Origin of the sequence: Vreelandella sp. F11 (assembly GCF_042466685.1) — a bacterium.
Lineage (GTDB): Bacteria > Pseudomonadota > Gammaproteobacteria > Pseudomonadales > Halomonadaceae > Vreelandella.
On record NZ_CP170448.1, the window covers coordinates 3,848,036 to 3,860,531 of the forward strand.

General features: G+C 55.9%; 10 protein-coding genes. 4 read left to right on the plus strand and 6 right to left on the minus strand.

Annotated elements, in window-relative coordinates; all coding sequences use genetic code 11:
• Window positions 1–119: 119 nt before the first annotated feature.
• From clpB to rluD, 3 genes are all read right to left on the minus strand, one after another.
• Window positions 120–2,717: an ATP-dependent chaperone ClpB gene (gene clpB / locus ACFIOZ_RS17670; RefSeq protein ID WP_386080053.1), complete on the minus strand. Its 2,598-nt coding sequence runs from the start codon at window positions 2,715–2,717 to the stop codon at window positions 120–122.
• A 166-nt stretch (window positions 2,718–2,883) separates the two neighbouring features.
• Window positions 2,884–3,639, minus strand: a complete 756-nt coding sequence (gene pgeF, locus ACFIOZ_RS17675; protein ID WP_386080055.1) for a peptidoglycan editing factor PgeF — start codon at window positions 3,637–3,639, stop codon at window positions 2,884–2,886.
• Window positions 3,636–4,595 (minus strand): 23S rRNA pseudouridine(1911/1915/1917) synthase RluD, encoded by a 960-nt coding sequence (rluD, locus tag ACFIOZ_RS17680; protein ID WP_133733178.1) that lies wholly within the window; start codon window positions 4,593–4,595, stop codon window positions 3,636–3,638. The genes pgeF and rluD overlap by 4 nt, the downstream gene beginning before the upstream one ends.
• 186 nt (window positions 4,596–4,781) lie before the next feature.
• Between rluD and ACFIOZ_RS17685 the strand changes: the two genes are divergently transcribed.
• Together ACFIOZ_RS17685 and ACFIOZ_RS17690 are read left to right on the plus strand one after the other, a co-directional pair.
• The gene (locus ACFIOZ_RS17685) at window positions 4,782–5,597 is read left to right on the plus strand and encodes an outer membrane protein assembly factor BamD (protein WP_088702237.1); all 816 of its coding nucleotides are present in this window, start codon (window positions 4,782–4,784) and stop codon (window positions 5,595–5,597) included.
• A gap of 235 nt (window positions 5,598–5,832) precedes the next feature.
• The gene (locus ACFIOZ_RS17690; RefSeq protein WP_386080057.1) at window positions 5,833–7,536 is read left to right on the plus strand and encodes a methyl-accepting chemotaxis protein; all 1,704 of its coding nucleotides are present in this window, start codon (window positions 5,833–5,835) and stop codon (window positions 7,534–7,536) included.
• A 108-nt stretch (window positions 7,537–7,644) separates the two neighbouring features.
• Here ACFIOZ_RS17690 and ACFIOZ_RS17695 read toward each other — a convergent pair whose 3' ends face one another.
• A complete protein-coding gene (locus ACFIOZ_RS17695; protein WP_386080059.1) occupies window positions 7,645–9,279 on the minus strand; it encodes an NAD+ synthase in 1,635 nt (544 codons plus the stop codon).
• 135 nt (window positions 9,280–9,414) lie between these two features.
• Here ACFIOZ_RS17695 and ACFIOZ_RS17700 point away from each other — a divergent pair, with 135 nt between their 5' ends.
• Window positions 9,415–9,687 (plus strand): PP0621 family protein, encoded by a 273-nt coding sequence (locus tag ACFIOZ_RS17700; protein WP_386080060.1) that lies wholly within the window; start codon window positions 9,415–9,417, stop codon window positions 9,685–9,687.
• A 24-nt stretch (window positions 9,688–9,711) separates the two neighbouring features.
• On the opposite strand, the gene thiO is transcribed toward ACFIOZ_RS17700, so the two are convergent.
• Window positions 9,712–10,803, minus strand: a complete 1,092-nt coding sequence (gene thiO, locus ACFIOZ_RS17705) for a glycine oxidase ThiO (RefSeq protein WP_386080062.1) — start codon at window positions 10,801–10,803, stop codon at window positions 9,712–9,714.
• A 134-nt stretch (window positions 10,804–10,937) separates the two neighbouring features.
• On the opposite strand from thiO, the gene ACFIOZ_RS17710 reads away from it, so the two are divergent.
• Window positions 10,938–11,474 (plus strand): GspH/FimT family pseudopilin, encoded by a 537-nt coding sequence (locus tag ACFIOZ_RS17710; RefSeq protein WP_386080064.1) that lies wholly within the window; start codon window positions 10,938–10,940, stop codon window positions 11,472–11,474.
• A 21-nt stretch (window positions 11,475–11,495) separates the two neighbouring features.
• Here ACFIOZ_RS17710 and trxB read toward each other — a convergent pair whose 3' ends face one another.
• Window positions 11,496–12,449 carry a thioredoxin-disulfide reductase gene (gene trxB / locus ACFIOZ_RS17715; RefSeq protein ID WP_386080065.1) on the minus strand — a complete coding sequence of 318 codons (954 nt, stop codon included), beginning with the start codon at window positions 12,447–12,449 and terminating at the stop codon, window positions 11,496–11,498.
• Window positions 12,450–12,496: the final 47 nt, after the last annotated feature.

Here is a 12,496-nt window from a genome sequence, read left to right on the forward strand (position 1 = left end):
CTGTCAACCTCCGATCAAGCCAAACGCAACAAAGGTCGCAAGAAGCCATAAAAAAAGCCCCGGTAGCAAAGCTAGCGGGGCTTTTACCCTATTCAATTGCGCGCAAGTGGCGGCCGCAATTATGAGCTAAATACCAACTTGCCCTCTTCTGCAGTGATATGAATAGTATCACCAGGGGCAAATTTACCTCCCAACAGGTCTTGAGCCAGCGGGTTCTCAATACGGCTCTGAATCGCCCGCTTGAGTGGCCGCGCCCCGTATACGGGGTCGAAGCCCACCACCGCCAGTTGTGCCATGGCCTCTGGGCTAACCTCAAGCTTCAGGTCGTGTTCGGCAAGGCGCACTTTTAAGCGCTCAAGCTGAATACCCGCAATCGCCTGAATCTGCTCTTGGCCCAGGGCGTGGAACACCACCACTTCATCGATGCGGTTGATCAGCTCAGGCCGGAAGTGGTTACCCACCACCTCCATGACCATGCTTTTCATTGACTCATAGTCGCTGTCTTTATCAGCGCTAACGTCGCCACCCATGCGCTGGATAATGTCCGACCCCATGTTAGAGGTCATTACAATCACGGTATTGCGGAAGTCCACCGTGCGCCCCTGGCCGTCGGTTAGGCGGCCATCTTCCAATACCTGCAGCAGGATATTGAAGACATCCGGGTGGGCTTTCTCCACCTCATCCAGCAGCAGCACCGAGTAAGGCTTGCGGCGAACTGCTTCGGTTAAGTAGCCGCCCTCTTCGTAGCCTACGTAGCCTGGGGGCGCACCGATCAAGCGAGCCACGGAGTGCTTCTCCATAAACTCGGACATATCGATACGCACCATCGCCTCTTCGGTGTCGAAGAGGAAGTTGGCCAGCGACTTACACAGCTCGGTTTTACCCACCCCGGTGGGGCCGAGGAATAGGAATGAGCCGTTAGGGCGGTTGGGGTCGGCAAGACCGGCCCTGGAGCGGCGTACCGCATTAGCCACTGCCTCGACCGCCTCCTCCTGACCGATTACCCGCTGGTGCAGTGCCTCTTCCATACGCAGCAGTTTATCGCGCTCGCCTTCGAGCATTTTGGAAACCGGAATGCCCGTCCAGCGAGAGACCACCTCGGCGATCTCCTCTTCGGTGACGTTGGAGCGCAGCAACTGATGGCTTGAAGTATCCGCCTCACCTTCGCCGCTTTCGGCAATTTTCTTCTCCAGCTCGGGAATCTTGCCGTACTGAATTTCCGACATGCGGCCCAGGTCGCCCTGACGGCGGGCCTGCTCAAGGTCAATGCGCGCCTGCTCAAGCTCGGCCTTAAACTGCGCGGCCCCCTGGATACTGGCTTTCTCGGCTTTCCAGATCTCATCAAGATCAGCGTATTCGCGCTCTAGCTCGTGAATCTGGGTATTGAGCGCCTCCAAGCGTTTTTTGGTGGCCTCGTCGGTCTCTTTCTTAAGCGCCTCGCGCTCCATTTTGAGCTGAATCAGACGGCGATCAAGGCGATCCATCGCTTCCGGCTTGGAGTCCAGCTCCATACGAATCCTTGATGCTGCCTCATCGATTAAATCAATGGCCTTATCAGGCAACTGCCGATCAGTGATATAGCGGGTAGATAGCTTCGCCGCGGCAATGATGGCGGAGTCGGTAATATCCACCCCGTGGTGCACTTCATAGCGCTCTTTCAGGCCGCGCAGAATGGCCACGGTGTCCTCTTCGGAAGGCTCATCCACCAACACTTTCTGGAAGCGGCGCTCTAACGCAGCGTCTTTCTCGATATACTTGCGGTACTCATCCAGGGTGGTTGCCCCCACGCAGTGCAGCTCACCGCGCGCCAGGGCAGGCTTGAGCATATTGCCCGCGTCCATGGCGCCTTCGGCTTTACCAGCGCCGACCATGGTGTGCAGCTCATCGATAAACAGGATCACCCGACCCTCTTCCTGGGAGAGCTCCTTAAGCACGGCTTTCAAGCGCTCTTCAAACTCGCCACGAAATTTGGCACCTGCAAGCAGCGAGCCCATATCCAGCGAGAGCACACGCTTCTCTTTTAAGCCTTCCGGCACTTCGCCGTTAACGATGCGCTGGGCCAACCCTTCGACAATGGCGGTTTTACCCACCCCAGGCTCGCCGATTAACACCGGGTTGTTCTTGGTGCGCCGCTGTAGTACTTGGATCGTACGACGAATTTCGTCGTCGCGGCCAATCACCGGGTCGAGCTTGCCGTCCAACGCGCGCTGGGTAAGATCCATGGTGTATTTATTCAGCGCTTCACGCTGATCTTCGGCGTTAGCGTCGTCCACCGTGGCACCGCCGCGCAGGCTGTTAATGGCGGCTTCGAGGGATTTGCGATTAATGCCCGCGTCTTTAAGCAGCTTGGTGATCGCCGAATTCATTTCCAGCGCTGCCAATAGAACGAGTTCACTGGCAATAAACTGATCGCCGCGCTTTTGCGCTTCACGATCGGTTAAATTAAACAGCTTGATGAAATCCCGAGATGGCTGCACTTCGCCGTCGAACTGCCCCACCTTGGGTAGGTTATCTAACTGCTGCACCAACCCATCGCGCAGACGCGAAGGGTTGCCCTCGGCTTTTTCGATCAGGGCTTTGATGCCGGTGTCTTTGGTGTCAAGCAGCGCCAGCAGCAAGTGCGCTGGGTCTAGCTGATTATGGCCGCGACCCACGGCCAGCGACTGCGCCTCCGCAATCGCACTTTGAAGCTTGGCGGTAAATTTATCAAAACGCATGGAACTCCTCCTGGGGTAGCCGTGCGTTTGGACGCACCGCGTGACCCGATAACGTTTCATTAGACATGCTAAATCACTATTAGCTTGACAAGTTAAATGGCGTCAGTTCCATGCTTTTCAAGAGGTGGCGGTGCAAACCGCTGATTTATGGAAGCCTTAATTCACATTAATTGATCCAGATCACGCTGGCCATTCTTCCGGTTTTACCGCCATCACGGCGGAAGGAGTAGAAACGCGACTCGCAGGCGGTACAGAAGTGGCCGCCGCTTATGTGATTGACGCCCAGTGCCTCTAAGCGAAAGCGCGCCAGCCTATAGAGATCAGCCATGTAATGGCCGAGTCGATAGGGGCTATGGTCGAAAGCATCAGCGGTATCTGGATGAACGGCAACAAAGGCGCCGTAAACCTCCGGCCCAACCTCAAATTGCGCATTGGAAATAGCGGGGCCTAACCACACCAAGATGTCATCAGGATTCGTATTCATGGCGGCAATGGTTGCCTCAAGCACGCCGCCCGCGAGACCGCGCCAGCCGGCATGAGCCACCGCCACCTGGGTACCCGCGCGATTGCAGAACATCACCGGCAGACAGTCTGCCGTCAGCACTACACAGGCGTACTCATTGGAAGTAGCGATGGATGCATCTGCATCGGCAGCATCAGGCTGATACAACTGCTGCACGCGAGCGCCGTGGGTCTGGTTCAACCATAGCAGAGGGCGCTCATCGCCAAGCTCCTTTTGCAGCAAACGCCGACACAACGCCACATGATCAGCATTATCACCCACATGGGAAGCAGGGTTAAAAGCGGCGAAATCACCCTGGCTAGGCCCCGACTCCCGGGTTGTCACAAAGGCACGCACATTGGATGGCGCAGGCCAGTCGGGCACTAAAAGCGTTGGCCGTAAATTAATGGCATCGCTCATCGCATGGTCTCATTATCTTCCCGTAAGTAATCCAACAACATTAACAAATCATCAGGGAGGTCTGCTTGAAAAGTTAATGTTTCGCCACTCACCGGGTGCTTGAAAATCAACTTACGCGCATGCAGGGCCTGGCGGGGGAATTCGCGCAGGATCTCTTTCAGCGGCTCAGCGGCGCCCGGCGGCAGCTTGGCGCGCCCGCCGTACATGGGGTCACCAATTAATGGATAACGGGCATGGGCCATATGCACACGAATTTGGTGAGTGCGCCCGGTTTCCAACTTGCAACGCACATGGGTGTGGGCACGAAAGCGCTCAACCACGCGAAAATGAGTAATGGCAGGCTTACCCGAAGCGGTAACTGCCTGGCGTTTACGGTCTTTGGGGTGGCGGCCAATGGGCGCATCGATAGTGCTCCCCGACACCGGTTTACCAATCACCACAGCGTCGTACTGGCGTGACACGCTGCGCGCCTGCAGTTGTTCAACCAGGGCCGTTTGGGCGGGCAGCGTTTTCGCCACCATCATCAAGCCTGTGGTGTCTTTATCCAAGCGGTGAACAATGCCAGCCCGAGGCACTTCGGCAAGCGACGGCTGGTGATGCAGCAACGCATTTAACAGCGTGCCGTCCGGGTTACCGGCAGCGGGATGCACCACCATACCGGCCGCTTTGTTGATCACCATCACCGTGTCGTCTTCGTAAACGATATCCAGCGCGATGTCCTGGGCTTCAAAGCGGGTATCGTCCTCGATGGTCGCCTGAAGCGCCAACACTTCATGGCCATGCAGCTTGGCTTTAGGCTTGGCTTGAGCGCCATCCACCGTCAATTCACCCGCGTTAATCCACGCTTTTAAGCGCTCCCGGGAGTAATCACTGAACAACTCAGCCGCCGCTTGGTCTAACCGTGCACCGGCTAACGTCGCGGGCACGCGCTGCGTGTCTTCAACTATTCGAGACATGAAAATCCTCTTTAAGACGCAAAAAACCTTAGCGGCCACCTTTGACGACACCTAACGAAACGTCGCTAAGCCTGCGTTTTGAGCCGAGGTGTTTTATAGTGGGCGGACTGAGACCTATTCTACCATTTCTACTTATGGCCATCGCCGCTTTTTGGTGATCGAGGCTTGTTTGCAACGAGGATGATGATGCGCGTTTTTTCAGCTGCCAACCGCTTTGGTGCTCTAGCCCTAAGCCTTGCCCTTCTAGCGGGCTGTGCGAGCAATAACTCTAGCGAAGAAGAAGACGATGAATTTGCTGGGGTGCAGGAGCGTGAGCTCTATGAGCTGGCCCGCACAGCCCTAGACAGCAACCGTTACCCGATTGCGATAGAGCGTTTGGAAGCACTCGACACCCGCTATCCGTTTGGTGCCCATGCCGAGCAGGCTCAGCTTGAGCTGATCTATGCCTACTATGAAAACAGCGACTGGGAAGAGGCTCGAGCCGCTGCCAGCCGCTTTATTCGCCTACATCCTGACCACCCGCAAGTGGACTACGCCTACTATTTGCGCGGCCTCTCCGCTTGGCAAGCGGGCCGCTTTAGTCTAGAGCGGCTGCGCCTGATCGACATTTCCAAACGCGACTTAGGGGCTTCACGGGATGCTTACAACGACTTCCGCGAACTGATCCAGCGCTACCCCCAGAGCGAATACGCCGCTGACGCCCAGCAGCGAATCGTCTATCTGCGTGAGCTAATGGCTCGCCATGAGCTCCATGTCGCCGATTACTACCTACGCCGTGGCGCTTACTTAGCAGCCGTTGAACGCGGCCGCTGGGTGATCGAAAACTACCCCGAATCCAGCGCCACCCGGGATGCCTTGGCCACCATGGTGGAAGGTTATCAAGGCCTTGACATGGAGGATCGCGCCAATGAAGTCCTCGCCGTGCTGCGAGAAAACGCGCCTGATCACGAGCAGTTGCAGGGTAGTCGCTTCGTTCCTAAACATCTAGGCCAAAATGATTAAACCACTGCGAGCTATCATTCGCTGAAAGCTGTACAACATGTACCTAGAAAACCACGCCACGGCGTGGTTTTTTTATTCAACAATTAACAAACATTTGATTCTAATAGAGAAAACAAAACGTAACTAAAAATACTATACACGTAGTCAGTATTTCCTATACAAAAACTATACACAAATATATGATGAGCCCGTCTAGCATAATAAAGTGCCTTAACGGCACCTAAGGGAGCACTCAATGTCACTTCTTAACGCCCGTTCCAGCAACACCAAAATTAGTACGCGTTTAACGCTCGGTTTTGCTGCCCTGCTTGGGCTGCTGATTCTTTTAACAGCTATAGGTATTTACCAAGTCAATCAAATTGACCGCGACTTAACCACCATCAACGATGTAAACGGTACCAAGCTGGGGTTTGCAGTGGATATGCGTGGCAGCGTGCATGATCGCGCTATTGCCCTGCGCGATGTCGTGCTTACCCAGGACGATAGCAGAGTAGATGCGTTACTCATCGAAATGGAGAGCCTTAGCAGCGATTACGTCATAGCGTCGGAAGGCGAGCACCAAGTGACTAACGAGCACCCTAGCGGTCAAGAAGAGCAAACGATTCTTGCCAGCATCGACGCCCAGGGCGCTACGACCCTCGAACTGACACAGCAAGTCATTGCCGCCCGCCAAGCAGAAAGGTTTGCCGACGCAGAAGCCTTACTACTCGAGCAGGCAGGCCCTGCCTATGCCGAGTGGCTTAACCGCATTAATCAGTTTATCAACCTGCAGCAGCAGTTGAACGATATCACCACCGCCACAGCCCGTGACACCGCTTCCGGCTTCCAAATGCAAATGCTGGGGCTAACACTGTTTGCGTTGCTGGTAGGCGGTTTGATCGCGGTGTTTCTATCCCGCCAGCTGCTACGTGAATTGGGTGCCGAGCCCTACGAAGTCAAAGCCTTCGCAGAAGCCATTGGTCGCGGCGAGTTAACCAGCCAGGGTAAGCTCAAGAAGGGCGATACCCGCAGCATTATGGCGTCACAGGTAGCCATGGCGCAGCAGCTACAAACCATTGTGACTCAGGTGCGCGCCTCGGCAGAAGCGGTGGCCAGCAACAGCGAGCAAATTGCTGAAGGCAATAACGACCTCTCCTCGCGTACTGAGCAGCAGGCCAGCGCGCTAGCCGAAACCGCCTCGGCAATGGAGCAGCTTAACAGCACCGTCAAGCTCAACGCCGATAACTCCGAGCAGGCAAGCAAAGAGGCCTCCAGCGCCTCTAACACAGCCAAACAAGGCGGCGCAGCGGTCAATCAGGTGGTTGCCACCATGAACGATCTTAATAAGAGCTCTCAGGAAATTGCCGGCATTATCTCTACTATTGATGCAATTGCCTTTCAAACCAACATTCTGGCACTTAATGCCTCGGTCGAAGCTGCCCGGGCTGGGGAGCATGGCCGTGGCTTTGCGGTAGTCGCAGAAGAAGTGCGTAAACTTGCCCAGCGCAGTGCCGATGCCGCAAAAGAGATCAACGACCTTATTTCTAGCAACCTCGAACGGGTCACCCATGGCAACGAGCGCGCCGAAGAAGCCAGCAAATCGACCGAGCAGATCGTCGCGGCTATTGAGCGGGTAACCAGCATTATGCAGGAGATCAGCCACGCCAGCGCCGAGCAGAGCACCGGTGTGCAGGAAGTGGGTCGAGCAGTGACCGAGATGGATCAGGTCACCCAGCAGAACGCAGCCCTAGTCCATGAAAGCGCTACCGCAGCTAACAGTCTGCGTCAAAACGCTCACTCGCTGCTGCACTCCATGGAGGTCTTCAAATTACCCAACTCCTCCAAAAACGCCCAGCCGTCGCATGCCCCCTTGGCACCTGCACGCAGTCATTCTACGAACGCACACGCCCTCCCCGCCGTTAAACGTCAGCAGGAAGCTCCCGAGTGGGAAAGCTTCTAAATTAAAACGGCCAGGGTCTGACTGCCGTGGATGCACAATGAAAAAAACTCCCCTTTTCAGGGGAGTTTTTTTATCTGGCCGTCATAGCCGCGTTAAGAGAAATCTCGTTCACTCGCCGGGCTGCCAGCCATTGACGATGGGGTAGCGGCGGTCACGCCCAAAGCCTCGCGGAGTAACCCGTACGCCAATGGGCGCTTGGCGACGCTTATATTCACAGCGGTCAACTAGCTTCACTACTTTATAAACGTCTTCAGCGTCAAAGCCACCGGCAATGATCGCTTCAGCGCTCATGTCGCCCTCGATATAGCTTAATAGAATTGCATCGAGCACATCGTAATCAGGCAGCGAGTCGCTATCCTGCTGATCGGGCGCCAGCTCCGCGCTGGGTGGGCGCTCAATGACCCGCGCAGGGATAGCCGGGGATTGGGTATTGCGCCAGCGAGCCAAGCGGTAGACCCAGGTTTTATACACGTCTTTAATGGCATTAAACCCGCCCACCATATCGCCATACAGCGTGGCGTAGCCCACCGCCATTTCGCTCTTGTTACCGGTGGTGAGTACCATCAAGCCTTTTTTATTGGAGATCGCCATTAGCAGCACGCCGCGACAGCGCGACTGCAGATTCTCTTCGGTAGTATCGCGCTCAGTGCCCGCGAAGCTCTCCGCCAGTGTGCCCATAAAGGCTTCTACCATAGGCTCGATCGGCATAACTTCGTAATGCACACCGAGCATCTTGGCCTGCTCTGCAGCGTCCTGCTTGGAGATATCCGCGGTGTAGTGGTAAGGCATCATCACCGCCTGCACCCGTTGTGGGCCCAGTGCGTCAACCGCAATGGCCAGCGAAAGCGCGGAGTCGATACCGCCGGAAAGCCCCAACACCACGCCCTCAAAACCGCTCTTATTGACGTAATCGCGCAGCCCGGTGACTAATGCACAATACAGGCTCTCTTCCGGTTCTACTTCGGGGTCAATCTCGCCGGGCTGGGGCTCCCAAACCGTGGCGCTGGTTTGGAGTAGCTGAACCGGCATCAGACCCGCCTGCCAGTAGGGCGCCAGCACTTGCAGCTCTCCGCTGGCGTTAACGCAACAGGATCCGCCATCAAACACCAGCTCATCCTGACCACCGATGGTGTTCACATACACAATGGGAAGCTGCGTATCCTGAGCGTGCTCCTCCAACAGGCGCAGCCGTTCCGCGGGCTTGTCCTGATGATAGGGAGAGGCATGCAAGGAGACCAACACCTCAGCCCCCGCTTGCGCGGCGGCCTTAACCGGCGCGCCATCCCACAGGTCTTCGCAGATCACGATACCCAGCTTGGCGCCTTTATGCTCATAAACGAGTGTCTCAGTGCCGGGCGTAAAGTAGCGCTGCTCGTCAAACACTTGATAGTTAGGCAGCGCCTGCTTGGCGTACTCAGCTTCCCACTGGCCGTTGTAGAGCAGGCCCGCCAGGTTGTAGCAACGCCCTTCCCGCACGCCGGGATAGCCAATGATCACCAGCACATCGCTGGCGACCTTCGATGCCATTAGCGCACGGGCTTCGCGCAGGCGGGTTTCCATTGAGGGGCGCAACAGCAGATCTTCAGGCGGGTAGCCCGACAAAAAAAGCTCAGGAAAGACAACAATATCCGCCCCATGCTCAATCCTGGCTTCGCGAACGGCTTCAATCGCACGTGCGGCGTTGCCGGGAATATCCCCGACCAGAGGATCGAGTTGGGCCATTACCAGCGTTAAGTCTTGCATGGGCGTCAAAATCTCTTGAGAATCTTTAAAATCGGATTACACCGTCATAGTCGTATTGTCCCGCAAGGGCCGCCAACTGGCAAAGGCTGCGCGGCACTCAAACGCTTATATCCCTACTTCGGGAGACACAAAAGGATGAACCTCTTGATCATTCGGCTGATTATCTTCGCCGTTGTATTCTATGCCGGTTTAAAACTCTACGGCATCTACCGGCAACGTAAGCTTGAGCATGAAGCGCAGCATAGCAAAGTGAACCGTCACGAGGGTGGCAAAATGGTGCGCTGCCGCTGGTGTGAAGTACACGTTCCTGAAGACGAAGCACTGCGTGACCAGGAGCAGTGGTTCTGCTCCAGCGCCCATCGCGACCGCTTTTTGCAGGAGCAGCAGGACAAGGACGGCACACCTTAAGCGTGTACAGGTCTTAAGCCTGTATTAGCCGCTCTGGGGTAGTTGGTATGGCGCGGGGTCAATCAGTGGCTCACGCCCCAGTAGTTGATCCACCAGCAAATGGGTCGAGGCAGGCGCCAACACCAAGCCGTTGCGATAGTGCCCGGCATTGACGAAGACATTAGGCGACTCAGGCAGCGCGCCAATAAAGGGAATGCCCGCAGGGGATCCAGGTCGCAATCCGGCCCATTGGTGCGCTACCGGGCACGTTGCCAAAGCGGGCAGGATGGTTTCAGCGCTCTGTTTTAGCGACGCCAATGCCGCCTCATCGGTGCGCTTGTCAAAACCCACCTCTTCCAGCGTAGAACCCACCAATAGGAGGCCATCTGCACGCGGAATAATATAGCGCCCATCTTTTAACACCACGCGCTGCACCAACCCTTTGGGTGCTTGGTAAGCGATCATCTGCCCTTTTACGGGCCTTACCGGCAACTGCACATTCAACTGCGACACGAGCTGCGCCGCCCAGGCACCGCCGCAAACAATAATGCGTTCAGCCGTCAACGGCCCTTGAGAGGTCTCTACGCCTTTTACTTGGCCGCCCTGTTGAATAAAACCACTGACCTCGCACTGCTCTTTCAGCGTGACCTGGGGCATCGCGGCTAACCGCGCCTTAAGCGCCTTGGCTAAGCGCGGATTGCGCACGCTACCCAGTGTCGGCATCCACAGTGCGCTGTCGTCAGCCATTGCCACCCCAGGCTCTTTAGTGTGGACGAAATCAGCCCCTACCCGCTCTAAGGGCTTACCCAACTGGCGCGCCCATTGCAGCGCTTTGTCGCCATCGTCCACATTTAGGTAGAGCAGCCCCTTTTGGCGATATTCGGGGTCGATACCGGTCTCTTCCAGCAAGCGCAGAGCCAAAGAGGGGTAAACGCCTTCCGACCAGCGGGAGAGTTGCGAGACTGCGGTGTCGTAGCGCCAGGGATAGAGCGGCGAAACGATACCGCCCCCCGCCCAGGAGGCCTCTTTACCGCACTCACCACGATCGACCAGCGTGACCTGCTGACCGGCATCGGCCAGTTGCAGCGCGGTCATCATACCGATCACGCCGCCGCCAATAATTAAGAAATCTCTCACAACATTGTCCGTTTTGGCTTACATAAAAAAAGCGTAGCGTCGCCTAGGATGACCTATTAACGACACTGTGTTCGCAACTGGTAAAGGGGAGTGAGCATAGCGCGGGCGATAACAAGGTCAAGTGAGGAGAGGCGATGAGCAGTTTTCACGTCAAGACGCACACGACCCTTGCAGGCGGATTTACGCTGCTTGAGCTACTGGTCACCCTGCTACTGCTGGGTATTATGGCCGCCTGGGGAGTGCCCAGTTTTCAAGCATTGGCGGAGCGTACCGCACAGACCAGCGAGGTCAATCGATTCCAGAGCGCGTTTTCGTTAGCGCGTAATACGGCGATTAGTCAGCGCCGCCAATTGACGCTCTGCCCTGCCGCTGAGAACCGCAAGGCCTGTGCTAATGATTGGAGTGGCGAGCTAATGATCGTGGCAGGCGATAAAACCGACAATATCACCAAAGACGATATTTTACGCATCGTGCCCGCGCAACAAGGTATACAAGTGACTTACAACCGGGGCTGGTCGCGCATCCGTTACAGCTCGTTGGGCTATACCAGCGGTTATAACGGCAGTTTTGCTATTTGCTCCAGCAACGGCGCAGAGGGGTCTCAGGGGAAGAGACTTGTACTCAGCCAGTTGGGCCGTTTACGAATAGATGAAGCGCCTATCGATTGTTAGGCGCTTCAAAACAGTTCGCACTTATCCGGCAATACCGTCTAAATAGCGCTCAGCATCCAGCGCTGCCATGCAGCCGCTGCCCGCCGAGGTAATCGCCTGCCGATAGATGTGATCCATCACATCGCCGCAGGCAAAAACGCCGGGGACGCTGGTAGCGGTTGCATTGCCTTCAAGGCCGGAGTGCACTTTGATATAGCCGCCGTTCATGTCCAACTGGCCAGCAAAGATTCCTGTGTTGGGACTATGACCAATGGCAATAAATAGCCCAGGCGCATGGATCTCTTTGCTGGAACCATCTTGAGTGGATTTAACCCGCACGCCCGTAACACCAGAGTTATCGCCAAGCACTTCTTCGACTTCCTGGAACCACTCAAGGGCGATTTTGCCTGCCTCGACTTTCTCGAATAGCTTATCCTGGAGGATTTTTTCCGCCCGCAGCGTGTCACGGCGGTGTACCAGGGTCACTTTGGAAGCGATGTTAGAGAGATAGAGCGCCTCTTCCACGGCGGTATTACCGCCGCCCACTACAATGACTTCCTGATTGCGGTAGAAAAAACCATCGCAGGTAGCGCAGGCCGATACCCCTTGGCCCATAAACTGCTGCTCAGTAGGCAGCCCCAGGTAACGCGCACTGGCGCCGGTAGCCACAATCAGCGCATCGCAGGTATAAACGCCACTATCACCTTTTAACGTAAACGGTTTTTCGCCTAAGCTAACCTCATTGATGTGATCAAACAGCACCTCTGTATTGAAACGTTCGGCGTGCTGCTTCATACGCTCCATCAATTCCGGCCCTTGGACGCCTTCAGCGTCACCCGGCCAGTTATCCACATCGGTTGTGGTGGTCAGTTGGCCACCCGCCTGAATACCGGTAATCAGTAGCGGCTTCAGGTTGGCCCGAGCGGCATATACCGCCGCCGTATAGCCCGCGGGGCCGGAACCAAGAATAATCAAACGCTCATGACGAGTTTCCATGACACCACCTTGTAAATATCTGACTGATAGCTTTATCGATAGCTGTG